Here is a 26,672-nt window from a genome sequence, read left to right as displayed (position 1 = left end):
TTTATCAAATGTAGTTGAATAGGAGACATTACTTTTGGTAAATACTTGAATAAATTTTAAAAAAATACCCACCTTAAATCAGAAACAATATCTTAAATATTCTTATGGGTAAACGCTTACTAATTGTCTCTAACCTTGACTCCAGCCAACCATTTGGCGCTTTTACTAGACCTTTTTACTTAGGACAAAATCTTACTGAATACTTTCAAGTTTTTCAGTTGGGTCTAGACTGTTCGGCTGTAGACTATGCCCCTTCTCTTTCTATTGGCTCACGCAGTCTGAAGTCGTACATTCAAAATATTCAAAAGTGTATTGATGAGTTTGAACCAGATGTTGTCTATGCTCAAGAAACGTTACCTGGTTTAGCTGCTCTCATTGCAACAAAGTTAAGGAAAAAGAATAATTTTTCTCTGGTATTAGATTTTCACACTTTTTCACCATATGAATATTGGACACGCTTATTTTCAGTAGCTAATCCTTTTAAAGAATTTACTCAATTAATTAAAACATATATTGCTCAAGGACTATTAGTGTTCTCCGGATGCCCAATAATTGCGGCGGGTGAATCAACACCTTATCTAATTTCCCGGTGGTATGCTAAGAATCCTCAAAAGATTTATTGTATAGGTAATGGAGTAGCTGAATACTTACTGAATAATGAATCTCGTTTGGGTCAAGACCCTTACCAAGCATTGAGACCAGCCAAAATAGTAGTTGTTATTGCTCCTAAAACATTTCAGTTCCCTACTAATGATATGTCCGTATTAATGACTATGGAGGTTGCAAAATCCCTTGAGATTCATCAGCAAAAGATTCATTTTGTTGTCATTGGTAGGGATAGTAGCGATATTGCAGAACCCATTCCCTCTAATATTTCTTTCTTAGGGTTTCTACCTAAACGTGAAGATTTCCTTGACCATCTTCAATATTCAGACATTGCCTTGCTGCCATTTCCTAAGCAAGCAGTAGCGGGTGGCGCTCGCAATAAAGCCTTAGATTTTTTTGCCAGTAAAAAGTTAGTTGTGTCAACACCAGAAGGCTTACGAGGTTTAGAAGACTTTCGTCACAAGGAGCATCTTTTAATATCTGGATACTCTTGCGAAGATGTGGCTAATACGATTGTGGACGCTACTACAAATATCGATGAATATCAAGAGCTTGTCCAACAGGCATATTTTTTGATTAGAGAAAAATACTCTTGGAGTGCAAAGGCTAAATATACAGCAGAAATACTGATGAAGTAAATAGAATCTTAACAATGTTTCCCTCTCTTCACAAAAGATTTAACCAAAAATCTTAGTGTATTTACGTAGGTAAATGATAATATAGATTTAACGAATTAATTATAAAAACCTTAGTTTTTGTGTGTTCCAGACTCTTAGATTTACAAAATAGTTACAAGTCATGAAGAAGCGGCCTTCTTATAAACTTCTTGGGGTTAGCGTAGATGCTCTTTCTATCCCTGAATTAAATTGTTTAATTGGAGAGTCTATTGAGCAGGGAAAAAAATGGATTATCGCTAATCACAACCTGCATAGTCTTTATCTATTTCACAAGGACTTAGAAATGCAAGCCTTTTATGCTAAGGCCGAATACATCCATATTGATAGTATGCCTATAGTTTTTATTGGCAAGCTTCTAGGTTTTCCTATGAAGAGGGAACAGAGAGTAACCTATGCCGACTGGGTATGGCCTCTCATGGAGGAAGCAGCCAATAAAAGTTGGCGTATTTTCTATCTAGGTTCAAAACCAGGAGTTGCTGAACAAGGGGCAGTTATTTTGCGCCGAAAGTTTCCTGGGTTAAAAATTGCTTGCTCTCATGGCTACTTTGATACTAGTGAAGAGAGTGAAGAAAATCTGACTGTTATTAAGGCCATCAATGATTACAAACCCCATGTGTTAATGGTGGGGATGGGGATGCCACGACAAGAGCATTGGATTTCCCAAAATTTGGAACGTATTCAACCCAATGCTATTTTGACCAGTGGAGCTTGCCTAGACTATGTGGCAGGAGCGATACCTACGCCACCTCGTTGGATGGGGAGAATGGGGCTGGAATGGTTGTATAGGTTGTTGACCGAACCAACTAGATTGTGGAGACGTTACTTACTTGAGCCGTGGTTTTTAGGCACTCTCTTCTTACGAGAAATTTGGAGTTTGTCTAGTCAATCAAAATAGGTGGGCATTATTTGTCAGACTTTGAGGTTAGTGTAATCAATACGTCAAGTTGATTCAAACTTGTGTTTTTAAATACTGGTGATGACAATATTTTCCAGAATAAGTGACTGTAAAAACATAGGTATTTGATTTTTTCAAAGAATAAACGGATGTTATTAAAACTTTTAGGAAGATTGATTTTGCATAAACCATAAAATCATAGCTGATATTTTTTGTTGTCAATTTTGCTGTAATATGGAGGAATAATATACTTATGGTTTCTGGTAACATTTCTATAGAAAGTTTAAAACCAGACTTACGCTCTGCTAACAGTCCCAGAATCCAGAGGGGATTGTTTATCAGATTAATGCGTGTGGTAATTCTGGTATTTTTGGATGCAGTATTTATAGCCTCTGCATGGAATTTAGCAGTTTTGTCCAGTAATTCCATTGAATTATTTTCGATACAAAATATATCGTTTATGCTGCTCAATTTGAGCTTGGCGATCGCTATATTTCAAACAACAGGGCTTTATAAAGCAGGTATTCACAGGCGGAACTATGCAGGTATAGTTAAAGCAATTTCTTTATCATCTGTATTGTTGTTATTTGTAGAGGTTCTCTATGGAGAAAATACTTATATTCCCTATGCAACTTTTCTAGTGCATTGGTTATTGTCCATCAGCTTCATTTGCTCTTTTCGTTATTTATTTAACTTCTTTACTAATTCAATCCGTCAAAAAGGCGCAGTACGTCACCGGATTTTTATTATTGCTGATGATGAAGAAAAAGAGCCTTATCATGTAAAGCTGCTGGAACGAGAGAATTACTTTGCAATTCAAGGTTATGCTAACTCCAAATGTTTAGATTTAGCTAATAGAGAAAGAACCTTTGCGTATCTTCGCGCTCAAAATGTAGATGAAGTTTTTATTGCTTGGGATACCATCAAAAATCGGTTGTTCCTTTGCTGGTATTTCTACAATGCTGGCATTACCTTGCGCTTATTGCCAACAATGAGTGAATTTTCTCTCCCTAAATCTACGTTTGATATGATTGGAGAGGTCTTTTATCCCACAATCCCCGCACCCTTAATTGTTGGCGGTGATTTTTGGATGAAGCGATTTTTTGATCTTTGCTTTTCTTCCATCCTCATCATCTTGCTTTTACCCGTATATGTGGCGATCGCTTTGATAATCAAGTTTGATTCTCCTGGGCCGGTATTCTTCAAACAAGAACGTGTTGGCTTACATCGCCAAACCTTCAAGATTTGGAAATTCCGGACAATGGTGACAAATGCGGAAAAAATTCAAGCCTCTCTAGAAGCTAAAAACGAAATGAAAGATGGTGTGTTTTTCAAAATGAAAGACGACCCTCGCATCACAACAGTTGGTAAATTCTTACGCCGCTATAGTTTGGATGAATTGCCACAATTATTTAATGTGTTCTTGGGAGAAATGAGCCTTGTCGGGCCTCGTCCTTTACCGATGCGCGATGTTCAGAAGTTTCAGAATAATCATTTTATTCGCCAAGAAGTTCTTCCTGGTATCACTGGTTTGTGGCAGGTTTCTGGACGTTCCAACATTGATAATTTTGATGACGCATTCAAACTAGATATGGACTATATCGAAAATTGGTCTATCTGGCTAGATTGGAGAATCTTGTTACAAACCTTTAAGGTTGTGATTCAGAAGACAGGCGCACATTGATTTGAATCAACATCAAGGTTTTGAATAAGGGGTGTAGGTGTTAAAAAGGCTTACACCCTTTTAAAATTTGGGTCTATAGCTCTAGCTGGTAAAGAGGAGAGTAGAAAAGACCACTTTCATGCAGGACTTGTGGAACTTGCTTCACCACAACAGGACACCAAGAGCAAATTAGTGTCATTCTGTTTGGATATGATGATGCCATCATATAGATGGAGCGATCGCTTTCATCCCCAGATCAAAATTATCGCCATTAGTGGACTTTTATCTGAACCCCATGAGAGTGCAATTGCTAACATGGGGGTAAAAGCATTTTTATCTAAACCCTGCACAGCCAAAGAGTTAGTACAAACAATTCATACCGTCCACACTGATAATTAACAGTGAATTTACAGAATCTTCCTGAAGATATAGATTTTTTCTCTCAGTAATTTTGTTAATATTATTAAAATTTTTATCAAAAAGTCACACTATGGCATTATATGCAGAATTGCATAGACACCTGGGTGGTTCCGTTGTCCCCCGTGTCTTATGGCGCTATTTTGAGCGACACTCATCGGAGTTGATTTCTCGGTTTGCCGAGTACCCAGAGTTTGAAGACTTTTATACCCGTCCCCGCAATACCCTCGATGAGTACTTAGAACTGCACACCCTTGTGGAAAGTGTACAGACGGTAGAAACTCTGCCTTACTTTATTTATCGTTTGGTGCGGGGTGCTTACATTTTTGAAAATTTGGCTTATCTGGAACTGCGCTACACTCCCTACTTACGTACACCAGAACATCTCAGCCAGTCCCAAAGAATTGACAAGATGGCCGAGATCGTCAAAGTTGTAGGGGAGGCTAGTAGCCAGCCAGAGTATCCTATTATCACAAGCCAGATTTTGTGTATGCACACGCGTCTACCTTATGAGGTGAACAAGGCAATTATTGATTTGGCGGCGCAAAACAAAAATTATGTGTGTGGAATAGATGTAGCTGGGGGTGATAGCCATTACGCCGATCGCCTTCCCGAATGGATCAGTTTATATGAGTATGGGCGATCGCTAGGGATTAACACCACTGGACACTTTTACGAAACCCCATCTGGTTGTTACCCCCAACTCCTACCTTACCTCATGCGGATTGGTCACGGTATCCAAATTCCCCTCTTGTATCCAGAGCTACTACCAGATGTAGCTAGGCGCGGCCAGTGTTTGGAAGTGTGTCCCACAACTTATATTCAAACAGGTACTTTACAAGACATCCGCCAACTCAAGTTAGTTTTTGACCGATGTTTTGATGCTGGGGTAGATATCGCCATCTGTACTGATAACGCTGGGCTGCATAATGTACGTTTGCCATTCGAGTATGAAAATCTCCTAACTTACGACATTATCAACTTTGAACAGTTACAAGCTTGCCAGGATGCAGCTTTCCGCCATGCCTTTGCTTGGCCTTATGGTGAACGTCCTGCATCCCTATTGAATGAATTACTACAACCGGAAACTACCAAAGTTTTAGCATTGAAAGACTAATCACTGAGATATGGAAATAGTTTCATTTTAATAACAGCCAGTACCCTGACAAAACTCATCCACCCAAGAAGCTAGACTACTGGCATTAGTACCAAGTGATGGCTGAACTTTGTGGCTAGGTGCTGGTGTTTGTTTATTTGTGTACTGTCCATTTTGGGTAACTTCCGTAGCTAATGTTGGTGATGGTAGAGTTTTTGGCTGACTCGAAACATTAGTGATAATTTCTAGTACTCTCACTGCTTTACCATTACGGTGATTCTCGGTAGCTAAGGCTAATCTTAAGGATGCTAAAGGTTTAGTCTTGTCAGGAGCTTCCATAGTTAGAGATGGTGATGACCTACGGTCAATTGCAGGCGATCGCCCTGGCTGAAAATTGCTAGAAACTGCGTTTACCTTGGATGTAGCGTAGCTGATTGCTGTTTGAGCATTTCCCGAAGAGAGAACTGCTGGTTCAAGTTGATGTGTCTTATCAGCCTCCTGAGTTTCTGTAGGCGATCGCAAAGGTTTATGTACCAGTGACAAAACAGGTTGGTTTTCCCAATGTTGTTTGTGGGACGCATTCTTGAGAGCAAATTCATTTAATGTGATGACTTCGCTTTCTGTCTGCTGTTTTTCCTGGTTGGTGTGAGATTCTGTTAAACGTAATTCAACATCGGGATTAAAATTCAGACCCAAAGCAGCAACAATCTCATCGGGATTATTATTCAGTTCCATAATAAAAGCAAGTGTCTGCTCAAACTGTGGTTCTAAAACAGATAGCGTTGCCAAAATAAATCCAGAGGAAGGTCTACGCAAACCATTATAAGTAGCCCAAACCTTCATTTTGACCAACCAAGAACGATTTTGCTCGTAATAACTCAGCCACTTCATCTTCAAGGATTGACGCAGCTCCTGAATGTCCATCGGATGCCTCGCTTCAGTCAAAAATAGTGCAGACCTGTATGTACCAATTCTCTAAAACAGGGAAACAGATGTAAACCTAAAATCCCAAATCTATGGTAAAAACTGGCGTTGCTTGAATGCGGGATGAATTGAGAGATTTAAGCAAAGTGAAAGATTGATTTCTGTATCTACTCTGCAAGTTCCGCCGTGGCGGTATGCACACAACAAAATTTATCCCTTAATCAGCAACGCCCAGAAACCTAACTAATGACTCATAACTAATCTACCGTTAGTCCTTTGGATGCAAGCCAATCACGGTTGAATATACGCGATTGGTAGCGGGAACCACTATCACATAATATGGTGACAATCCTGTGACCAGGCCCCAATTGCTTCGCCAAAGCTACAGCACCGGCAACATTAATACCTGTCGAACCACCCATGAATAAACCATCTTTCCGCAACAGTTGGTAAACTACCCGCAAAGCTTCATGGTCATCTATTTGGATGGCATCATCAGTTGGTGCGCCTTCCATATTAGCTGTGACGCGGCTGTTACCAATACCTTCGGTGATAGAATTTCCTTCTATCTTGATGTCACCAGTTTTGATGTAACTATATAGTCCGCTACCTAGTGGGTCAGCTACTACGCATTTAATGGCGGGATTTTGGTTTTTCAGATACATGGCTACACCGGCAAATGTGCCACCAGTACCAGTGGAAGCTACCCAAGCATCAACTTTACCATCGGTTTGTGTCCAGATTTCTGGGCCGGTAGTCTCGTAATGAGCGCGGCGGTTAGCTAAATTATCAAACTGATTTGCCCAAATTGCGTTGTCTAACTCCGCAGCAATTCTCCCAGATAGTTTGACGTAATTGTTTGGGTCTTTGTAAGGTACAGCAGGAACGGGACGGACTTCTGCACCCAAAGCTGTGAGTGCATCAATCTTTTCCTGTGATTGGGTGTTAGGAATAATTATCAGGCATTTGTAGCCTTTGGCATTGCAAATATGCGCTAATCCAATGCCAGTATTACCAGCAGTTCCTTCTACAACAGTTCCGCCTGCTTTGAGGAGTCCTTTTTCTTCTGCATCTTGGATGATGTAAAGTGCGGCGCGGTCTTTGACTGAACCACCAGGATTGAGAAATTCTGCTTTAGCGAGAATTTCACATCCTGTTTCTTCACTAAAACTGTTTAAACGAATTAGTGGTGTGTTGCCAACAGTTCCTATAAAGCCATTTTTGATATCCATTGTGTCTTGACTTGAGTGGAGTGCATATAAAAATTGTGACTTATAGCGGTGGCAGGATATACAGTTAATCTAAGTTGTCCAGTGATTCTCTCCGACCAACCATATGTCATCGCCAGCAGATTTTATTTCAATTTAATACAAATCTCGGCAACACGTAATCACAATTGATAGTCGTAGTATTTTATGAATGACTTGTCCGTTATTTAATTGCTCCAATAATTTCCGAAAAGTCAGTCTAGCTCGTGGGATCTATTTTTAACAAATCAACTGGAGAGTTTATCAAGTTACAATAGTAGTTTCACTGTGGCTAACAAAAAGTTAAGTAAGTTAATATACATTGTTTTATAAGTGTGAATATCATCATTAACGTCCTAGCCGGGGTGGACATCAATGACATTTCCAAACGATCGCCATCAGGAACTTGAGCAACGGGAACGGATACTACGAGAGAAGGAAGTAGAATTGCGGTTGCGGGAAATAGAACAACAAATTTCTCCCAACGATGTTACTTTTCATAAAACAGTCAAGCACCAACCAGAACAAAAACCCTGGATCAAAAAAGCAATTCTGGGTGCAAAGTTGTTTGCTTTGGGTGTAGCGGCGTTAGTTGCAGTCAGAATTGCTTCGGCTTTAGCCGGGTTGATTATTATTGCAACTCTGGGGTGGGTATCTTACCAGCTATTTTTTGTATCTCGAAAAAAATAATTCTTAACTAAGGTGTAATTATTGTGGTTAATCAAGTAGCAACTGATAAATTTATTCAGGATTTAGAACGTGTTGCTCAAGTGCGTTCTAAGATTGCGGTCTGTTTACAAAAATTATCTGACACAATTAATCAAGCAGAATTAGCTGGGGACACATCATCAGGTAAGTTAAGTTTAGAAAGAGATTTAGAAGATATTTCTGTAGCAAGTAAGAACCTGAAAAAAGGAGTATTTCGCTTATTGGTTTTAGGCGATATGAAGCGGGGTAAGAGTACATTTCTTAATGCTTTGATTGGAGAAAATTTATTACCTAGTGATGTTAATCCTTGCACAGCAGTATTAACAGTGTTACGCTACGGGGCAGAAAAAAAAGTTACAATTCACTTTAATGATGGCAAAAGCCCACAAACCTTAGATTTTCAAAGCTTTAAATATAAATACACTATTGATCCGGCGGAAGCAAAGAAGTTAGAACAAGAGAAAAAACAAGCTTTTCCTGACGTTGATTATGCAGTTGTAGAATATCCTCTGACTTTACTAGAAAAGGGGATTGAAATTGTTGATAGTCCTGGGTTAAATGACACGGAAGCACGAAACGAATTATCTTTGGGATATGTCAATAACTGTCATGCAATTTTATTTGTTATGCGAGCTTCCCAACCTTGTACTTTAGGGGAGCGTCGTTATTTAGAAAACTACATTAAAGGTCGGGGGTTATCTGTTTTCTTTTTAATTAATGCTTGGGATCAGGTGAAGGAATCATTGATTGATCCTGATGATGTAGATGAGTTAAAAGCGTCAGAAGATAGACTACGACAAGTATTTAAGGCGAACTTGACAGAATATTGTTATGTAGATGGTCAAAATATTTATGATGAGAGGGTGTTTGAACTGTCATCAATTCAAGCACTGCGGCGACGGTTGAAGGATTCCCAAGCGGATTTAACTGGAACCGGCTTTCCTGAGTTTATGGGTTCTCTAAATACATTTCTTACCAGAGAACGGGCGATCGCAGAACTACGACAAGCCAGAACATTAGCAAGACAAGCTGTCAACCATACCCGCGAAGCAATTGGGAGACGCTTACCATTACTAGACCAAGATGTGGATGAATTAAAGAAACGGATTGATTCTGTTGAACCGGAGTTTACCAAACTCAATCATATTCGTGACCAATTTCAAAAGGAAATTTTCACTACTAGGGATACCCAAGCGCGCAAAGTCTCAGAATCTTTCCGCAGCTATGTTTTAAATTTGGGTAATACTTTTGAAACTGATTTTTTACGCTATCAACCAGAGTTAAATCTGTTAGATTTTCTGAGTAATGGTAAGCGGGAAGCGTTTAATACTGCACTACAAAAAGCCTTTGAGCAATACATTACTGATAAATTTGCGGCTTGGACTTTGACAGCCGAAAAAGATATCAATGTGGCTTTTAAAGAACTTTCCCGCAGTGCATTCCAATATGGTGCATCTTACAGCCAAGTTACAGACCAAATAACCGAAAAACTTACGGGACAAAAAGTTACGGTTAATCCTACAACCACCACAGAAGATGATAAATCTCCTAGTTGGGCAAAATGGGCGATGGGATTGTTATCTTTGTCTCGCGGAAATTTGGCGGGTGTGGCGTTAGCTGGTGCTGGCTTTGATTGGAAAAATATTTTGTTAAATTACTTTACTGTGGTTGGGATTGGGGGAATCATTACGGCCGTTACAGGGGTATTTCTCGGCCCTATCGGATTTGCTTTACTTGGTTTGGGTGTAGGCTTTTTACAAGCAGACCAAGCGCGGAAGGAGTTGGTGAAAACTGCGAAGAAGGAGTTAGTTAAATATCTCCCACAGGTAGCACATGAACAATCGCAAACTGTATATGATGCGGTGAAGGAATGTTTTGATGCTTATGAAAGGGAAGTGAGTAAACGGATTAATGACGATATTACTGCTCGGAAGTCGGAGTTAGATAATTTACTGAAGCAGAAGGAAACACGGGAAATTAATCGGGAAGGTGAGTTGAAAAGGTTTAAGAGTTTGCAGGAGGATGTGATTGCTCAGTTGCAAAATATTGAGGCTGCTTATAGTAATTTGTTGGCTTATTATGGCTAAATGAGGTTTTTTTAACGCGGAGGGGCGCTGAGGTTGGCGCAGAGGGGCGCAGAGATGTAAGAGGAGAGGGGAGTTTTTTCTTCTCTCTTTGTTTTTATTGAGGAGAGGGGTTGTATGGAGCAGTATGCAGGTTATGGGAGTTTGATTGAGGTGTTGAAGTCTGCGTCTGGTTTGTTGGGGTTGGAACGGACTTCTCGGTTACATCAGGATTTGGTGTCTATATGTGGTTATTTAGAGAATCCTAATTTTCGGATTGCGGTTTTTGGCCCTTTTAATCATGGTAAGTCTACTTTGTTAAATGCGGTTTTGGGTAGTCGTGCTTTACCAATTGATTTGATTCCCACTACAGGGGCGGCTATTACGGTTAAGTATGGTTCTAGTGTGCGATCGCGTATCATGTTGGTAGACGGTACAGAAGTCTATCGCAGTGGTACCGATGTTTTACAGCAGTTTGCTATTCTTGATGGTAATAGACAGATGCGCCGAGATGTGGCATCTGTAGAGGTTTTTTGTCCCCATCCGTTTTTAGAAACTGGTGTTGAGTTTGTTGATTTACCAGGAACTAATGATCGGGAGGAGCAAGATAATTTAGTTAAGGAGCAATTATTGAGTGCAGATTTGGTGGTGCAATTACTGGATGCGCGCAAGTTGATGACTTTGGGTGAACGGGAAAATTTGCGTGATTGGTTATTGGATAGGGGTATTAAAACAGTTATTTTTGTTGCTAATTTTATTAATTTACTGGAGCCGGAGGAACAACAACAGGTACAAAGTCGGCTCAGGTTTGTTGCAGAAAGTTTCCGGGCTGAGTTACCAGCAGGATTCAGTAATTTGTATCGGGTTGATGCTTTACCTGCTTTACGCGCCAGGTTAAAAGGTGATGTGGCGGCGGCTAGTAGTAGCGGTTTAGCGGCGTTTGAAACAGCTTTGCAAAATGTTGTGGGTATCTTACAACAAAATCGGGGTAGTGTAAGGTTGCCAAGAGTGGAGGCGATCGCATCCCAAATTCAATTATCATTAAAGCATAAAATTGACCCTATTGCTAATGAGTTTAATGCTTTTGATGAGAAATACAATGCTAAAATTTCTATCAAACAAAAGGCTCAAGATTTAATTAGCAGAGGCTTTGCTGCTAGTATTTCTGAATTAAACGATTGGCTATCTCTACCTAATTTACTTGCCAAATACCAAGCCAATGCTGCTGTTGCTTTGGCAGAAAATAATTTCAAATCTTGGCAAATAAACAATCTGAAAAAAGACTTGAATGAGTTACAAATATCTGTCGTGAAGTGGCTCTATCAAGCTTATGAATTTTTCCACGCAGAACGACCAGAAGATTTATTAATTCCTTTACCTAGTGAACCAATTATTACCCTACCTCCTAAGTCTGATCATAGTGATACTTGGAGCGAACCAGGTTCAATTGCTGTCGGTGGTGGTATCGGTTGGCTATTAGGTGGGCCTGTTGGTGCGGCTGTGGTTGGTAGTGTTTCCTATTTACTCAACAAAAATGTACAACAGCAAGATGACCAATTGGCGAAGGAATCCTATCATCAACAAGTTGCCAAACTTTGTATAGCTGCAACGGAAGAGTATTTTTCTCATCTTAGCCATCAAGGCTTATCAATCTTAGCTGAATACGAACGTCAAGCTGAAAAAGTAATTTGCTTTAAAGTTACTCAAGAACCACAAGAAATTACTAAAAAACGTGCAGAGTTACAACTATTACAACAGGGTTTTAATCAACTACTGGGTGAGTTAGCAAAAGTTAAAATTTCTTCTAACTATCAACCTTATGTAGAAACGCCACAAGTTACTCAAACTCAACAAAAATCTGGGCAAAAACAAGAACGCATATATACTCGCCCATCTACAGCTACACCTAACCCACCACGACAGGAAAATACAGCCAAAACTACTGAGAAAAAAGTTGAACCGCCAAAGCAGCAAGTTTATTCACCACCACCAAAAACTACTCCCTCACCTAATCCAGCCGAATTAGAAGCGAAGTTTCACAAATGGGAAATGGATGAGGAAATAGCACGGATGAAAGCAGAGATGCGTTCTCCTGGTTATCAGAATGGTAAGCAGCAACCAAATCAAAATACGCAAGCACCTAAACCACCCCAAAGCCAAACAGAAAAAGATAAAATTGCTCATGCTTATAAGGTTTTAGGACTACCACAAGATGCAGCTTTTGCTGATATTAAACAGACTTATAAAACTTTAGTCAAAAAATGGCATCCAGATTTATTTGTAAATCAACCGCAGATGCAAAAACAAGCGCAAGAAAAAATGCGTTTGTTTAATGAAGCTTATACAGTATTGTCTGATCAAAAATAGGGGTGTAGGGGTTTAGAGGAAGAAAAAACCGGGATAAACCCGGTATTATTTTATGCTTGCACTCGAATCGTTAGCAAAACTGTAGCTGTGAGTATTTGAGGGGGTTGCCAGGAGATGAGCGATCGCCTGATAATATCAATTACTTCCTGTTCCTTGAAAGTAGAAGCTTGCTCATCTAACAACACCTGTCTCACTCGTCCCTTACTTATCTGCAACTCAAACACTAAATCGCCACTGTAAGCTGTATGTAATGGGAGAGATTCTAAATACTGAGTCAGAAGAGCAATCATCTGCTGATCCAATCCTGTCACACTCACAACCTCTAGAAGCTCAACAGGCGAAATTTCCGCTAAAAAAGGTTCTTCATCCTCAATACTTTCATCGAAAGCACGATACTGTTCTTCATAACGCGACATTTTTGGTGGTGGTGCTTCCTCAAGAATGCCGCCGGAAAAATCGTATAATGATAGACTTTCCAGTTCTTCACCTGGTGCTATTACTGGAGGTGGTTCAAACAGAAAACTCTCCGCTTCCGGTGCGCCTGGAGATAGTAGGCTTCGTTTACGTTGGACAACAGGCGCAGGAGATACCATATTTGCCATGATGGGAGCAGCAGCACTAACAGCACTCCCGAAAATACCTAGATAGCTGATACCTTCAGCCATTTCTACAGGTACTTGCACTGAAACCGTCTCTTGAAGCGAATCAACTCGCACATCATCACTTACCGCCACAAAAGCTGTATACTGCGACAACATCTGATAAGTCAAAGCCGTATCCGTCACCGCTTCCACTCCTAACTTAGTTTCACCACTCACCATAAGATTCATCAATTCCTTGATGCGGTAACGTCCCCAAAGTTGAGCGATGGCGGGGTTTCCAGTTTCCTCAAAGTTCAAGTCAAAAGTATGCTGATAATGTGTACCACCCGCAACAATTCCCGTAATGTGCAGTTTTCCCCCACGCGCATCAGGCTTTTTACCAAATAAAACTAACGGCTGTTCCGCAAACAAATCTGGTGGGTTGCAAGGATAAATAATTGGGGAATCGCCATCGCCTTCCCATTGCAAATTAATGTTAGCCAAAACAGGATTATTAATTTGACGGTAGAATTTATCGACTATCTCATCCGTTGGTTCATCGTGGCGAATTATCTGCGCTATCCCCCGTCCTAATTCTGCAATGCGGTTGAGTAAAAACCGATTCACCGAACTACCCGCGCCAAAGCTATAAAGGCGGTTTCCAGACTTGAGATGTTGTTGCACTTCAGCAAGGATTTGGTTTTCATTGCCGATATAACCATCCGTCAACAATACAATACTCCGCAACCGTCCAGGATCTGTGACGGGAAAATTCAACACAGCACGAATCCCGCGTAACATTTCCGTGCCGCCATTAGCACTCAATTGATTAATATAATTGATGGCTCTTGTGCGATTTTGGGCATTATTGGCGAGGGGAACAGGCGATAGTTGCCGAGTCGTATCTGAAAAATCAACAATACTAAAAGTGTCATCAGGATTAAGTCCATTAATAAAGCGGCGCATCAACTCCTGACATTGCATTAGTGGCGCACCCATCTGCGAACCAGAAGTATCGATGAGAAACACTACATCTTTAGGAACCACTTGATCCTGACGATATTGAATCGCAGGAATTAGATATAGTGCAAAATGTCCACCCCTTTCATCAGCTTGGCTGAGTACGGTAGCTTGGGTAGATTCGCCGGCTACTTGATAACGTAAAATCAAGTCTTTATTCGGAATAGTATCCCCACCCGCCAACTTCACCAACACCTGCTTTTCTGCATAACTTATCTGAACTTGGTGAGAAGGAGACTGGATATTTTGCACCTTAACCCCCGCATCGATTTCTATGGTGACATTAATATCGTGGGGCGATCGCATACCCGATGGTAAGATAGGTGCATTCAACCGTGAACCATCAGGAACTATATCTGTATCTTGGTTTTGCGTCATCGGTGCAGTCGCCGAACCTACACCGCTTGCATTTCCCTCAATTGGTATCCCTGGAATGTAACGCGGAGCAACCACCATCGGGAAAACAAACTCATAATTACCCGCAGTAAATTTCAAACTTTCAGAGTAGCGAATAATCACATCAATTTGCTCACCCGGTTGAATGTTGGCGAGGGATTGAGTAAAAATATTGTCTCGTTCTTGTTCTAACAGTCCGGCGGTGCGCCCTTGCTGCTTGGCTTGCTCGTAGATTTGCTGTGCTTCTTGGCGTTTTTTAACACTACCTTTAATAGTCTTGTCCCCAATCCGAATCAGCATATCATCAACAGCCGCCTCATCCGGTAACGGGAAAATATAGACAGCTTCTAACGTAGTTGTGAAGGGATTTTCAAAGCTTTGGGTAACTTCCACCCGTGAGATATTCCCCGCAATTTTGGCTTGTACTTCAGTATGCTTCAGGGGGAAAGCAATTTGCTGTTGTTCAGGAGTTTGAATATATAAGCCACCAGCCTGGCGTTCTATAGTTTGAGTCATATTCGTTACCTCGCGCTGTTTTGTTATGTCTCTAGCGTAAGCGCGTTTACTCGGCAGATATGCTCAGTTTTGTGTTCACTTGATGCTCAGTAGTTGGTTCACTTATCACATTAGTACCAAATACTGCTTGCTTGTGCAGAATATCAAGAATTGAAACAGTTGTTCTAAATTATTTATATTGTTTACTAAAAATAGTATTAATAGCTATAATATTAAACCTGTTTAGTTTTATTTATAGATTAATAACATAATGTTTGAAACATATGAAGACGAAGCACACATCTTATTTCATGGAGATGCCTTAAATATTTTGTCAAGTAACATTCCAAGTGAATCTGTAGATCTTATTTTTATAGACCCCCCGTACAACATAGGAAAACATTTCTCTAACTTTCATGATAAATGGGAATCTGAGGAAGAATATGCAAACTGGGCTTATAAATGGCTAGATGAGTGCATTCGGGTGCTAAAATCTCACGGAACTATTTATGTTATGACCAGTACACAAGCCATGCCATATTTTGATATTTATTTGCGGCAGAAATTAACAATTCTGAGTCGAATAGTATGGCATTATGATAGTTCTGGAGTTCAAGCAACTAAGTATTTCGGTTCTATGTATGAACCGATACTTCATTGTGTTAAGAACAAAAGTAATTATATTTTTAATTCAGAAGAAATCAAAATTGAAGCGAAAACTGGCGCACAACGAAAATTAATTGATTATAGAAAGGCAGTTCCAGCACCATACAATACAGAGAAAGTGCCTGGCAATGTTTGGTATTTTTCTCGTGTGAGATATCGGATGCCAGAATATGAAAATCATCCTTCACAGAAACCAGAATCATTAATAGAAAGAATTATTTTGTCCAGTAGCAATGAAGATAGTTTGGTATTAGATCCCTTTGCGGGGACGTTTACAGTTGCTTCTGTAGCAAAGCGTTTAGGGAGAAAATCAATTAGTATAGAGTCTCAAGAAGAATATTTGAAAATAGGTTTAAGACGTGTATTAGGTTGGGAAGAATATAAGGGAGAACAACTTTCACCACCAATTAAAACACATATTAGCAGAAATAAAAGTCATCAGAGTTTAGATTCATTACAGCAGAGCCTTTTTAATGCCGATACCACAGCATGAGTTTACCCAAAATATAGTTGCAATTCTCAATTCTTATTTTCCTAGCTATGGTAATCAAATATTAGAGTATAGTGAGTTATTACAGTATTTAAATATTAAAACTAAAGCTGCAAACCGTGGCTCAAAATCAAGAGCATCATTCGCTAACCACTATGCAATTTATGTTCTAGTTGAAGACTACTTGAACAAAGAGTTTCATCTAAACAATGGTTATGAGGATTATCAAGGTGTTCAATACTCTGTTTTATTTCAGAGACAGAGAGAGCTACCTTTTGGTAAAAAACTTCAAAATCATGCACTAAATAACCGCTTAAATGCAGAATTTAAAAAATACTTTCCTACATCTGTTTATGTTCCAATTATCAGAGACCAAGTAACCAATCGATATTGGATCAACGAAAATCTACTAAGGTTTACAATTAATAACTTTCAGGTAAATATTGCTGAAGCTGTTAAGGATATCATTGATGCTTATGTGAAAGCTAGAACGGACGCATTCAACGATTTTGTAAACTATTGCCAAGAAATGATGGCTATACAACAAGACAGCGAACGTGCTTTAGCATTTATCCGAAATCTACTACGACCAAATATAGACGCTAGAGTTTTTGAAATTGTTAGTTATGCGATTTTAAAAGAATATTATGGTGAACAACAGATATATTGGGGTTGGTCTCTAGACGAGATTAATCTTGAATCTTTAATACTTTATAAGACAGGTCGTACAAATGCTAATGATGGCGGCATAGACTTTGTAATGAAACCTCTTGGTCGTTTCTTTCAGGTAACAGAAACTATAGATGCTGGTAAGTATTTTCTAGATATTGATAAGGTTCAAAGGTATCCAATTACGTTTGTTGTAAAAACTGAGCAGCCAATTCAGAAGATATTGGACAAAATTAAGGAACAGGCAACTATCAGATATAAAGTTAAAGCTATTGTCAATAGATATATGATGGCAATAGAAGAAGTAATAAACATTCCAGAATTAATGAGTCGCCTTGAAACAATTTTAGAACGAAATAGAGGTAGAAATGTAATAGAGGAAATAGTTTTACAGAGTAAAGTCGAGTTCAATGTAGAAGAAGAATATGTTAACGCCGAAGATGAAATATTAGAAGAGTAGTAACATTATATTGACCCATATGGCTAATTTATTGCTCTATTTATCAAGCGCAAATGGAGGTTATATTAAGGCAAAATAGAGACAATCTACTCAGTTAACAGATATATGTCAAACTCGCTCAAAGCATCAACAACTGGACTGACAATTGTAGATAAGGTACGAAAACGTCTTGGGTGGACGAAAACTAGTACGGCGCGTTGGTGGCAAGATGCTCACACTTCTAGAGCTACTTTACGGCGATTTTGGCAGGGCGATCGCCTACACATCACTGTGTGATCGCATTCAGGTTTTAGAATAAAGAGGCGATCGCATAGATTGCCGATATTGAAGGGTGCGTGGCTTGTATTTGGGCGTGTTAGGATCTCCTACAAAATCTGGTAGAGCCAAGATGAAAGCGATCGAAGTAACTGGCAAAATAGATGCTCAAGGAAATTTAATTTTAGATCAGCCGATTCAGGGAACAACTTACCCTGATCAAGTACGGGTGATTGTGTTAATTCCAGAACAGGAAGAAACAGAAGAGTTTGACCCAGACGATACACCAGTTGAGGAAATTAAAGCCAGCTTGAGGAGAGCCTTACAGCAAGCAAAGATGGGTCAAACAAGACCAATTAGTGAGCTATGGGACAGAATTGATGCAGAGTGACAACACAGTATCAATTCGTTTCTCCGATGAGTTTGAGGCAGAACTTTACAGACTCTCAAAAAGATTCCGCAAGATTCGCTCTGATGTCCAACCGATTATCGAGCAGTTACAACAAGGGGATTTTGTAGGCGATAGAATTAGCGGATTTGGGGAAGAATATTTTGTTTACAAGGTGAGAGTTCGCAACAGTAATATCCAAAAAGGTAAAAGTGCTGGATACCGACTGATTTATCAAGTTGATTCACCCACGAATATTGTGTTGCTAACAATCTATTCTAAATCTGATCGAGAAGATATTGGTGCTAATGAAATTCGAGATATTCTGGCTGATTTTTATGGTGATTCAGGCTAAAACTAGGATACACAGCAGATTGTGGCAAGGCGATGTTAAAACACAGCATCTAGTAGAAAAATATCAAGACAATCTGCTCACTTAACAGATATATGTCAAACTCGCTCAAAGCATCAACGACTGGACTGACCATTGTAGACAAGGCGCGAAAACGTCTTGGCTGGACGAAAACCAGCACGGCGCGTTGGTGGCAAGATGCTCACACTTCTAGAGCTACTTTACGGCGATTTTGGCAAGGCGATCGCATTCAACAAGAAATTTTCATCGCTATCTGTCAGGCTGTTGGCATTAACGATTGGCAAAGTATTGCAGAAATCCCTCATACAGACTTAGAGGAACTCTCTACACAATACCTCGACTGGGATGAAGCACCTGATGTTGAAAGCTTTTATGGACGCATTCAGGAATTAGCTCAGATAGAGCAATGGATTTTAGCCCATCGCTGTAAACTAATCACTATTACAGGGATTGCTGGCATTGGCAAAACGGCTCTAGCACTGGCTTTAGCTGACCGCCTTCAGTTACAATTTGATGGTTTAATCTGGAAAACCCTTCATTCTGCACCATCCCTGGTTTCGCTGTTAGATGGACTTCTCCACACCTTTAAGGAAACTCCTGTTGATGATATTCCCCAAGACACAGCAAAACTTATTCACCATCTGCAACAGCGTCGGTATTTATTAATACTTGATGGTTTGGATGAGTCAGAAAAGCACTATCATCAATTCATCCAGCAATTAAGCCTCGATCGCCATCAAAGTTGTATTCTTCTCACCAGTCGTCAGCAACCCAACATCATTGAATCGAATACAAAAACTGTTCACAGTCTCACGTTAACAGGATTACCAAAAGCTGCGGCTGTAGAACTATTGCAAGGGAGAGGATTCACAGGTAAGGAACTCGGACTATCAACATTAATTCAACTTTATCGCGGTAATCCTTTAGCACTAAAACTTGTCACCCCATTGATTCAGTCGGTGTTTGGTGGGAATATTGCGGCTTTTCTGAGTCAAAATACGATAGTAATTGGCGATCGCTTACGTGCTATCCTCCAACAACAATTTGAACAACTGAGTGATTTAGAACAAGAGATTCTCTATTGGTTAGCAATCTGGCAACAACCCATTTCTTTTAGCCGATTGCAAACTAATTTACTCATTTCTCTTGATCCTGCCACAGTTTTAGCAGCAATTGTCAGCTTGGAGAGGCGATCGCTTTTAGAAAAATGGATTTGTAGTGATGCACCAGCTTTTACCTTGCAACCACTGGTGATGAAAATTGTCACTGATGAATTAGTAGAACGTGCAACTCAAGAGATAATTCAGGTGATGCAGAGTCAAGATATCGCTGATTTTAAAGTTCTGCGAACCCATTGGTTATTGCGTCCGGGTAGTGATGATATTGTAGGCGATCGCATTTTGCATCAACTACAAGAAAAACTCTGGCAGATTTATGGAGCAAATCTCGTACAGAATCTTCAACAAATTTTATTACTTTTAAATGATAAATCCCCTTTAGCAACTGGTTATATTGCTTGTAATATCACAACAATTATAAAAAAAGGGGTGTAGGGGTTTAAGGGTGTAGGGGTGTAGGGGTGTTGTGGAGAATTACCAAATTTTAGACATATTCAAGGAAAATCCTGGTAAAATTGGATGTGCGCTAACTGTCTCAGGATTTTCTAGACATTCTTCTGATTGACCAGGACGATAAATATAAACTTGGCGATGTTTGCGGTCAATCAAAAAACCTAATTGTACCCCTGGCTCTTGCATATATTCTGCCATTTTATCTTTGAGGGGTTGGAGGTTGTCGCTAGGCGATCGCAATTCAATGACAAAATCAGGACAAATCGGTGCAAATCTTTGTTTTTGTTCTGATGATAAAGCATTCCACCGTTCTACTTTCATCCAGGAAGCATCAGGAGAGCGTTTTGCACCCGTGGATAATGTAAAGCCTGTACTGGAGTCAAAACAAATACCTGTACCATCTTTTTCTGACCAAACTCCTAGCTGTAAAGCTACATTAAAGTTACGATTTCCTGTCTCTGAACCTGTAGGTGGCATAATTGATATTTCTCCGAATTGATTCATTTCAATGCGTAGATCACGATTTACTTGACAGAAATCAAAGAATTGTTCGTCTGTCATTTGCATTGATGGCGGCATTTGGATCACTAAGGAAGATGACAGCATAATATTTTAAAAGCTGACTTTATTTTCCATTCTTACGTAAATACAAAAAAACGCAAAGATAAAGCTTTGCGTCTTGTAAACGAATTGATTTAAAAATTTATCTACTCAATATTGAGTAGTTATTCTCACTCAGCAATCATTACTTGTTAGGTTGAGGAGTTAACCGCAAATAGGGTTTGACTACTTCGTAACCTTTAGGGAATTTTTCTTTTAAGACTTCGGGGTCTTTGAGGGAGGGAACGATGACAACCTTATCGCCATCTTTCCAGTCGGCTGGGGTAGCGACGCTGTAGTTGTCGGTGAGTTGCAAGGAATCGATGACTCGCAACAGTTCATCAAAGTTACGTCCGGTGCTGGGGGGATAGGTGAAGGTGAGACGGAGTTTTTTGTTGGGATCAATCACAAATACTGAACGCACTGTTACAGCTGCATTCGCATTAGGATGAATCATGTCGTAAAGGTCAGAAACTTTACGATCTGCATCTGCCAAAATGGGGTAGTTGAGTGTGGTGCTTTGAGTTTCTTCAATGTCGCCTACCCAACCGTTGTGAGATTCTACATCATCAACGCTAAGAGCGATCGCTTTCACATTGCGCTTGTCAAATTCTGGTTTCAGTTTGGCAACTGTTCCTAATTCAGTTGTACAAACTGGGGTATAGTCAGCAGGGTGAGAAAACAGCACAACCCAGCTATCACCAGCCCATGCGTAAAAATCTATGTCGCCATGTGTAGACGCTTGTGTAAAGTTGGGTACTGTATCACCAAGACGGAGAGCCATAAGAGATTCCCTGTAGTTAAGTAAGGCCTATGTATTCTATCTTGCCATAAAGGCAAAACAACATCGGTTTCCCCATCGGCTTTTAGTGGTTTTTAACAAAATTTTAATTTCTTAACCCTTAAGAAGTCTGTCTTGATGGGGAATAATACTGACGAGTTCTGATTATCACATAAATGCGATGTATTTTTTCCTGAGCGTTCATTAATTTGTTTTGCAGGTTTTCAGGAATCCTCTGGTAAGGATTTGTGGTTGTGATGGGTATTGGTGTAATCAGGCACTAATATTGTGTTAATAAATGTATGGCTAGTAGTTAGAGCGCGCAACGATTTTCAATAAACGACTTGCTGGGATAAATACATGATTCTCAAAGGGTCTTGGTTAAAAATACGCCTCGTAGCAGTTTTTGGTGTTCTGTTACTAACCGCTTGTAACAGTAACTCCAACTCAACAGATAATTTTACGGGTTTAAAAGTCAAAGTTCTAGTTGGCAGCGCCTTGGGAGACTTTTGTAACCAAGCTGCAAAAAATTTTAATGCAACGCAACCTAAGTTAGATAATGGTAATGCTTTTCGGGTGGAATGTGAGGCACAGGGTAGCGGTGATGTTGTTACTAAGTTGCTAGGATTGACCAATCAGTTAAAGAACGGCACTTTACAGGCTGATGGGGCAGATTTTCCCACAATAATTTCCCTGGATGGGGATATATATCACAGTCAGTTAATTTACCGCATAAACCAAGTTTTTCCGGGGCAAAATTACATTCCTCAAATTACTGATGCACCATTGCTAGCTAATAGCCCAATGGTATTTATGGCACAGGCGGATGTAGCTGGAGGTTTACAGAAAGTCCCTGATGCTTATAAGGCTTTGGTAACAGCGAAAACTCACCGCGATATCGACCCATCTTCACCATCATTAACAGTTAATTACGTCCACACTGCGCCGACTCGTTCTAATTCCGGTTTACAAACCTTAGTAGCTCAGTATACTAGTGTTTCTGGTAAGCGTCCTGAAGAATTGACCATTGCTGATGTGCAGACGTTTCAGCCGCAAATTCAGCAAATCCAAAGCAAGATTACTCGTTACGGCGTTTCTACAAATTCTCTTGCTCAAGCGATGGTGAAAAATGGGCCGTTTTGGGCTTCTGTGGGTTCTGTGTATGAATCGAGTGTGATTGCTGCCAATTCCAGCTTGCAACCAGGACAGGAGCGTTATCAGGCAGTTTACCCCAAAACAACGTTTACTTCTAATATGCGGGCAATTGTGCCGAATGCACCTTGGGTGAGTGCTGATGAGAAGGCTGGTGCAGAAAAGTTTATCACTTATTGGCGATCGCCTGATGCTCAAAAATTTGCCACAGATTTAGGTTTGCGACCAGGAACTCCAGGAGTCGCTTTAGGTGCAAAGTTCTCTCCTGAATTTGGTGTGGTAGCCCAAGCTAAGTATGATTCTCTGCGACCACCAAAACCAGAGGTGGTAGATGCAATGTTGAAATCTTGGCAGGAGGCTTCTAAAAAACCATCGTTAGTGGTGGTTGTGGTGGATTCTTCGGGGTCAATGGAGGGGAACAAGTTACCAGCCGTACAAAATACTTTGCAAAATTATATTAAGAATTTGGGCAAAAAAGAACAAATTGCTTTGGTTGATTTTGACTCAGAAATTAGAGAGCCTGTCTTAGTAGATGGTACTCCCCAAGGACGCGATCGCGGTGTGCAGTTTATTAGTGGTCTCCGTGCTGATGGTGGGACAAGATTATATGATGCTGCTATGCAGGCGCGGAATTGGCTACAAAAAAATCGTCGTGAAGGGGCGATTAATGCAGTTTTGATATTAACTGATGGGGAGGATTCCGGTTCACAAATATCTTTAGATAATCTATCAGCAGAGTTGCAAAAAAGTGGTTTTTCTACTGACCAAAGAATTGGCTTTTTTACTGTTGGTTATGGTGAGGAAGGGGAGTTTAATCCTGATGCTTTAAAGAAGATTGCTGAGTTGAATGGAGGTTATTATTCTAAAGGTGATCCGGAGACGATTTCGCGGTTGATGTCGGATTTGCAGGTTGAGTTTTAAACGCGGAGGGGCGCTAAGGTAGGCGCAGAGGGGCGCGGAGTGTTTTTGAGGTTGATTTTATGTTGAAGTTAGTAAATCCGCTTGATTATCCGGTGGCTGTTTTGGTTGGGGGTGTGAGTTTATTTGTGGGTGTGCGTTTGGGAAGCTTGCCAAGTCCAGTTATGTTACCTGTGGCGGCGGGAGTTTCCATGATTGGAGCTAGTTTTTTAAAATCCCGTGAGTCACCATCTTTAACATTAGATAATCCAGAGTTGGAGAGAGAAATCAATTCTGTGAAAGTGTCGGCTTTAGCATTGGCAAATCAGGCAAATGACTTGCGTTTAGAAGCTAAGAAATTGCTGACAGATTCTTTTCAAATCGAACTTTTGGCAGGCTTGCAAACGAATTGCGATCGCGCTGTTGCACTTCCAGGTAAAATTGATGCTTTAGTATGGAACATCAACGGGAGTAATTCTCTACTGTCAGTTGATTCCCTCAAGAAACAATTGCAGGAAGTTAAACAAAAACTGCCATCTAGTTCCGGTGTCGCTAAACAACATTGGCAGCAACTTGCAGATAGTTTGCAACGTAATATCAAATTAGCTAAAGAAGGAGAAGATACTCGCCTGGCTAGAATCATTAATATCTCTACTTTAATTCAAGATTCTGCGGGTTTATTGCAGAGATTGCAGACAAAATTACGTACCTCAGATTTAAATGATTCTGAGCAAATTAATGGCATGATATTACTAAGTGATGAGCTTAATAGCTTATCAGAAAACCTGGAATTGTTAGTAAGTAAATAATATTCAATCACCGGGATCAAAAGTCACTTTATGGCTAATAAAAAGTCAAAGTCTTCCCCAATTTATATATCAGCCGGAATTATTGCTGCATCGCTAATTTTAACTTATACCCCTATTCCTGGGTTACAGCAAACTGTTATTATTGTCAGTGGTACAGAATTACAGGAACCATTACAACAGCTAGAGGCAAAATTTGAGCAGGAAAATCCTCAGATTAAATTAGAACTAAAGTTTCAAGGTTCCCAAGATATGGTTAACAAATTTGTTGACCATAAAAATGATTTTAAACCTACTATATTAATTCCTGCTAATGGAGAAATTTTAGCAGAATTAAGCGATCGCCTGCGCGCCGCTAACAATACTGCCCCATTTTACGACTCTCCCCGACCCATCGCCAAAACCATATTAGTGGGTATTGCCTGGCCTGAACGTGGCAAAGTCCTCTTTCCTGATGGACGCTTCCAATGGCAAAAAGTCGAACAAGCCATGCTAGCTAGTAACTGGGAAAAAATCGGTGGTAATAAAGATTGGGGTAGCTTTGATTTTGTCACCACAGACCCCACCCGTTCTAACAGTGGACAGGTGACGTTAAATCTGTGGACACAATCAAAATTAGGCACAAAAGTTAACAGTAATAGTCTCAATAATCCATCTGTCCAATCGTTGTTTGGGTTGGTGAAAAAGTCAGTATATCAGCCACCCCGGTCTACAGATATTCTGTTGCAAGAATTTATTACCAGAGGCCCCAATGATGCTGATGTAGCTACAGTCTATGAAAGTGTCGCCCTTTATCGTTGGCAACAGTCAAGTACGAATAACGGTAGACCTTATCAAATATATTATTTAAACCCATCCATTGAATCCACAGCGACAGCCGCAATCGTCCGCCGGGACGTTGACTCAGGGACAGCGAATGCAGCCAAGAAATTTCTCGACTTTGTGACACAACCAGCACAGCAAGCAGTATTAGTTGAGTATGGTTTCCGTCCGGTGAATAATGCTGTTGATTTAAAATCTGTGCCTAAAAGTCCTTGGAGTCAAAATATTCCTGGCGCTGAAGTGAAACCAACGGTGGAAAAACTACCGCCTCCCACACCTGAGATGATTACAGAAATGCAAAGATTATGGGAAAGGGTGAATTAATTGGTCATTGGTCATTGGTCATATCAGCAAGTGTGGTATTTTGCTTGTTATCAGCGCAAATACCACCGTCTCGTCGTTAGATGGGAACGTCAAAAATTTTACTTCGACCCATTCAGAGGCTATTTATAAAGTAAATCTAAAGGAGAGCCATCAGATAAAAAGGCAGCGATAAGATACTGTTTGTAGAGTGTATTTACATAGGAAACAATGAGACGAAAGTCTTATTCTACAGACCTTAATGACTCAGAATGGGCAATTTTAGCTCCTTTGATTCCACCCGCTAAATGCGGTGGGCATCCCCGAACAACTGATATGCGAGAAGTATGCAACGCTATCTACTACCATCTGAAAACAGGTTGTCAGTGGGATATGCTTCCAGGGGATTTTCCTCCTAGTTCAACTGTTTACAGCTACTATCGTAAATGGCAAAAACGAGGTATCTGGGAGCAAATGAATCATACTTTGCGCGATCAAGTTCGTCAAAAAATGGGGAAGTCAACTCAACCCACGGCGATCGCGGCAGACAGCAAGTCGGTAAAAACGACTGAAAAAAGGGGGATGTGTACGGTTTTGATGGTGGCAAGAAGGTAAAAGGACGAAAGCGGCAAACTTTGGTTGATAGTCTGGGACTTTTGTTAAAAGTGGTTGTAAGTGAAGCAAATGCTGGAGAAAGATTACTTGCCGCCTATACTTTGATGGAACTGTTAGAAGAGCGTCCAGAATTACTGGAAAAAGTTGAAGTCATCTGGGTTGATTCCGGCTATGACGGTGATAAATTTGCGCTCTCTGTTTGGCTGATGATTCAAGCTCATGTTGAGGTAATCCGGCGTACTAATCAAGAATTTCAGGTTTTGCCCAAACGGTGGGTAGTAGAAAGAACATTTGGCTGGTTAAACCAGTACCGTCGTCTCAGTAAGGATTATGAGCGTCTCCCAGAAATGAGTGAGGCTGCCATATATGCCGTTATGACTCGTATTATGCTACGTCGTCTAGTCGTCTAAAGATTTACTTTATAAATGGTCTCTCATTGACCTTGCTATAATCCACATCTGGATTAACAAAATATTATTAGTGGCATAGGTTCTAGTAATCCAACCAAAGCCATTAATTTATTTGGTGATCGCGGTAGTCTAGAGACAGGTAAAAGAGCCAATGATGATGGTATTTTACCCCACTTGAAGACAATTATCTGCCGAGGCGATCGCGTTGCTTCACCGAAAAGAGAAATTCATAAATAAAGAAGTCTGCCAAAACATTTTTTAC

At 40.2% G+C, this 26,672-nt stretch carries 23 protein-coding genes; 18 read left to right on the top strand and 5 right to left on the bottom strand.

All coding sequences use genetic code 11. The features are described 5' to 3' along the window. Positions 1-104: 104 nt before the first annotated feature. The 5 genes from ACN222_RS22090 (at position 105) to ACN222_RS22070 (ending at position 5,375) form a co-directional block, all read left to right on the top strand. Positions 105-1,244, top strand: coding sequence for a glycosyltransferase family 4 protein (locus tag ACN222_RS22090; RefSeq protein ID WP_010998558.1), 1,140 nt, complete (start codon positions 105-107; stop codon positions 1,242-1,244). Between the two features lie 160 nt (positions 1,245-1,404). Continuing rightward, complete coding sequence (locus tag ACN222_RS22085; RefSeq protein WP_010998557.1) at positions 1,405-2,178, top strand: WecB/TagA/CpsF family glycosyltransferase; 774 nt, start codon at positions 1,405-1,407, stop codon at positions 2,176-2,178. A 253-nt stretch (positions 2,179-2,431) separates the two neighbouring features. Further along, positions 2,432-3,862 carry a sugar transferase gene (locus ACN222_RS22080; RefSeq protein ID WP_044522179.1) on the top strand — a complete coding sequence of 477 codons (1,431 nt, stop codon included), beginning with the start codon at positions 2,432-2,434 and terminating at the stop codon, positions 3,860-3,862. Between the two features lie 129 nt (positions 3,863-3,991). Further along, a complete protein-coding gene (locus ACN222_RS22075; protein ID WP_010998554.1) occupies positions 3,992-4,240 on the top strand; it encodes a response regulator transcription factor in 249 nt (82 codons plus the stop codon). A 91-nt stretch (positions 4,241-4,331) separates the two neighbouring features. Continuing rightward, a complete protein-coding gene (locus ACN222_RS22070; RefSeq protein WP_010998553.1) occupies positions 4,332-5,375 on the top strand; it encodes an adenosine deaminase in 1,044 nt (347 codons plus the stop codon). Positions 5,376-5,402: 27 nt separating this feature from the next. Here the strand turns inward: ACN222_RS22070 and ACN222_RS22065 are convergent, their stop codons facing one another. Beyond that, on the bottom strand, positions 5,403-6,278 hold the full coding sequence (locus tag ACN222_RS22065; protein WP_010998552.1) for a DUF5331 domain-containing protein: 876 nt from the start codon (positions 6,276-6,278) through the stop codon (positions 5,403-5,405). A gap of 257 nt (positions 6,279-6,535) precedes the next feature. After that, the gene (locus ACN222_RS22060) at positions 6,536-7,510 is read right to left on the bottom strand and encodes a cysteine synthase A (RefSeq protein ID WP_010998551.1); all 975 of its coding nucleotides are present in this window, start codon (positions 7,508-7,510) and stop codon (positions 6,536-6,538) included. Positions 7,511-7,900: 390 nt separating this feature from the next. Here ACN222_RS22060 and ACN222_RS22055 point away from each other — a divergent pair, with 390 nt between their 5' ends. The 3 genes from ACN222_RS22055 (at position 7,901) to ACN222_RS22045 (ending at position 12,663) form a co-directional block, all read left to right on the top strand. Further along, positions 7,901-8,215 (top strand): DUF3040 domain-containing protein, encoded by a 315-nt coding sequence (locus ACN222_RS22055; protein ID WP_010998550.1) that lies wholly within the window; start codon positions 7,901-7,903, stop codon positions 8,213-8,215. A gap of 23 nt (positions 8,216-8,238) precedes the next feature. Further along, complete coding sequence (locus ACN222_RS22050; protein WP_010998549.1) at positions 8,239-10,320, top strand: dynamin family protein; 2,082 nt, start codon at positions 8,239-8,241, stop codon at positions 10,318-10,320. A 114-nt stretch (positions 10,321-10,434) separates the two neighbouring features. Then, positions 10,435-12,663: a dynamin family protein gene (locus ACN222_RS22045; protein WP_010998548.1), complete on the top strand. Its 2,229-nt coding sequence runs from the start codon at positions 10,435-10,437 to the stop codon at positions 12,661-12,663. A gap of 50 nt (positions 12,664-12,713) precedes the next feature. On the opposite strand, the gene ACN222_RS22040 is transcribed toward ACN222_RS22045, so the two are convergent. Then, positions 12,714-15,176, bottom strand: a complete 2,463-nt coding sequence (locus ACN222_RS22040; RefSeq protein ID WP_010998547.1) for a VIT domain-containing protein — start codon at positions 15,174-15,176, stop codon at positions 12,714-12,716. 250 nt (positions 15,177-15,426) lie between these two features. Between ACN222_RS22040 and yhdJ the strand changes: the two genes are divergently transcribed. The 6 genes from yhdJ (at position 15,427) to ACN222_RS22010 (ending at position 20,009) form a co-directional block, all read left to right on the top strand. Then, entirely contained in the window at positions 15,427-16,314 is an 888-nt protein-coding gene (gene yhdJ, locus ACN222_RS22035; RefSeq protein WP_010998546.1) for an adenine-specific DNA-methyltransferase, read from the top strand. Then, entirely contained in the window at positions 16,295-17,440 is a 1,146-nt protein-coding gene (locus ACN222_RS22030; RefSeq protein WP_010998545.1) for a hypothetical protein, read from the top strand. Before yhdJ ends, ACN222_RS22030 begins: the two co-directional genes overlap by 20 nt. Positions 17,441-17,545: 105 nt before the next feature. After that, positions 17,546-17,716 carry a hypothetical protein gene (locus tag ACN222_RS22025; protein ID WP_010998544.1) on the top strand — a complete coding sequence of 57 codons (171 nt, stop codon included), beginning with the start codon at positions 17,546-17,548 and terminating at the stop codon, positions 17,714-17,716. Positions 17,717-17,828: 112 nt separating this feature from the next. Beyond that, entirely contained in the window at positions 17,829-18,086 is a 258-nt protein-coding gene (locus tag ACN222_RS22020) for a hypothetical protein (RefSeq protein WP_044523269.1), read from the top strand. Continuing rightward, positions 18,076-18,438 carry a type II toxin-antitoxin system RelE family toxin gene (locus tag ACN222_RS22015; protein ID WP_044522174.1) on the top strand — a complete coding sequence of 121 codons (363 nt, stop codon included), beginning with the start codon at positions 18,076-18,078 and terminating at the stop codon, positions 18,436-18,438. Before ACN222_RS22020 ends, ACN222_RS22015 begins: the two co-directional genes overlap by 11 nt. A gap of 92 nt (positions 18,439-18,530) precedes the next feature. Beyond that, positions 18,531-20,009, top strand: a complete 1,479-nt coding sequence (locus ACN222_RS22010; RefSeq protein ID WP_044522173.1) for an NB-ARC domain-containing protein — start codon at positions 18,531-18,533, stop codon at positions 20,007-20,009. 39 nt (positions 20,010-20,048) lie between these two features. Here the strand turns inward: ACN222_RS22010 and ACN222_RS22005 are convergent, their stop codons facing one another. After that, entirely contained in the window at positions 20,049-20,633 is a 585-nt protein-coding gene (locus tag ACN222_RS22005) for a Uma2 family endonuclease (protein ID WP_010998540.1), read from the bottom strand. Between the two features lie 139 nt (positions 20,634-20,772). Continuing rightward, positions 20,773-21,411 carry a peroxiredoxin gene (locus ACN222_RS22000; protein ID WP_010998539.1) on the bottom strand — a complete coding sequence of 213 codons (639 nt, stop codon included), beginning with the start codon at positions 21,409-21,411 and terminating at the stop codon, positions 20,773-20,775. Positions 21,412-21,768: 357 nt separating this feature from the next. Between ACN222_RS22000 and ACN222_RS21995 the strand changes: the two genes are divergently transcribed. From ACN222_RS21995 to ACN222_RS21980, 4 genes are all read left to right on the top strand, one after another. Next, positions 21,769-23,481 (top strand): VWA domain-containing protein, encoded by a 1,713-nt coding sequence (locus tag ACN222_RS21995; protein WP_010998538.1) that lies wholly within the window; start codon positions 21,769-21,771, stop codon positions 23,479-23,481. 59 nt (positions 23,482-23,540) lie between these two features. Next, complete coding sequence (locus ACN222_RS21990) at positions 23,541-24,266, top strand: hypothetical protein (RefSeq protein WP_010998537.1); 726 nt, start codon at positions 23,541-23,543, stop codon at positions 24,264-24,266. 30 nt (positions 24,267-24,296) lie between these two features. After that, positions 24,297-25,409 (top strand): substrate-binding domain-containing protein, encoded by a 1,113-nt coding sequence (locus tag ACN222_RS21985; protein WP_010998536.1) that lies wholly within the window; start codon positions 24,297-24,299, stop codon positions 25,407-25,409. A gap of 207 nt (positions 25,410-25,616) precedes the next feature. Further along, a protein-coding gene (locus tag ACN222_RS21980; protein WP_419755657.1) for an IS5 family transposase occupies positions 25,617-26,410 on the top strand; the annotation gives its coding sequence in 2 pieces (ribosomal slippage) (positions 25,617-25,956 and positions 25,956-26,410; 795 coding nt in all). The last annotated feature ends 262 nt before the right edge of the window (positions 26,411-26,672 follow it).

This window comes from Anabaena sp. FACHB-595, assembly GCF_048568275.1.
Lineage (GTDB): Bacteria > Cyanobacteriota > Cyanobacteriia > Cyanobacteriales > Nostocaceae > Trichormus.
This window is presented reverse-complemented; position numbering and strand designations above follow the sequence as displayed.

Excerpts from the sequence above, each read along its gene's own strand:
- ACN222_RS22090 (WP_010998558.1), top strand. The coding sequence starts at position 105 with ATGGGTAAACGCTTACTAATTGTCTCTAACCTTGACTCCAGCCAACCA.
- ACN222_RS22085 (WP_010998557.1), top strand. The coding sequence starts at position 1,405 with ATGAAGAAGCGGCCTTCTTATAAACTTCTTGGGGTTAGCGTAGATGCT.
- ACN222_RS22080 (WP_044522179.1), top strand. The coding sequence starts at position 2,432 with ATGGTTTCTGGTAACATTTCTATAGAAAGTTTAAAACCAGACTTACGC.
- ACN222_RS22070 (WP_010998553.1), top strand. The coding sequence starts at position 4,332 with ATGGCATTATATGCAGAATTGCATAGACACCTGGGTGGTTCCGTTGTC.
- ACN222_RS22065 (WP_010998552.1), bottom strand. The coding sequence starts at position 6,278 with ATGGACATTCAGGAGCTGCGTCAATCCTTGAAGATGAAGTGGCTGAGT.
- ACN222_RS22060 (WP_010998551.1), bottom strand. The coding sequence starts at position 7,510 with ATGGATATCAAAAATGGCTTTATAGGAACTGTTGGCAACACACCACTA.
- ACN222_RS22055 (WP_010998550.1), top strand. The coding sequence starts at position 7,901 with ATGACATTTCCAAACGATCGCCATCAGGAACTTGAGCAACGGGAACGG.
- ACN222_RS22045 (WP_010998548.1), top strand. The coding sequence starts at position 10,435 with ATGGAGCAGTATGCAGGTTATGGGAGTTTGATTGAGGTGTTGAAGTCT.
- ACN222_RS22040 (WP_010998547.1), bottom strand. The coding sequence starts at position 15,176 with ATGACTCAAACTATAGAACGCCAGGCTGGTGGCTTATATATTCAAACT.
- yhdJ (WP_010998546.1), top strand. The coding sequence starts at position 15,427 with ATGTTTGAAACATATGAAGACGAAGCACACATCTTATTTCATGGAGAT.
- ACN222_RS22030 (WP_010998545.1), top strand. The coding sequence starts at position 16,295 with ATGCCGATACCACAGCATGAGTTTACCCAAAATATAGTTGCAATTCTC.
- ACN222_RS22025 (WP_010998544.1), top strand. The coding sequence starts at position 17,546 with ATGTCAAACTCGCTCAAAGCATCAACAACTGGACTGACAATTGTAGAT.
- ACN222_RS22020 (WP_044523269.1), top strand. The coding sequence starts at position 17,829 with ATGAAAGCGATCGAAGTAACTGGCAAAATAGATGCTCAAGGAAATTTA.
- ACN222_RS22015 (WP_044522174.1), top strand. The coding sequence starts at position 18,076 with ATGCAGAGTGACAACACAGTATCAATTCGTTTCTCCGATGAGTTTGAG.
- ACN222_RS22010 (WP_044522173.1), top strand. The coding sequence starts at position 18,531 with ATGTCAAACTCGCTCAAAGCATCAACGACTGGACTGACCATTGTAGAC.
- ACN222_RS22005 (WP_010998540.1), bottom strand. The coding sequence starts at position 20,633 with ATGCTGTCATCTTCCTTAGTGATCCAAATGCCGCCATCAATGCAAATG.
- ACN222_RS22000 (WP_010998539.1), bottom strand. The coding sequence starts at position 21,411 with ATGGCTCTCCGTCTTGGTGATACAGTACCCAACTTTACACAAGCGTCT.
- ACN222_RS21995 (WP_010998538.1), top strand. The coding sequence starts at position 21,769 with ATGATTCTCAAAGGGTCTTGGTTAAAAATACGCCTCGTAGCAGTTTTT.
- ACN222_RS21990 (WP_010998537.1), top strand. The coding sequence starts at position 23,541 with ATGTTGAAGTTAGTAAATCCGCTTGATTATCCGGTGGCTGTTTTGGTT.
- ACN222_RS21985 (WP_010998536.1), top strand. The coding sequence starts at position 24,297 with ATGGCTAATAAAAAGTCAAAGTCTTCCCCAATTTATATATCAGCCGGA.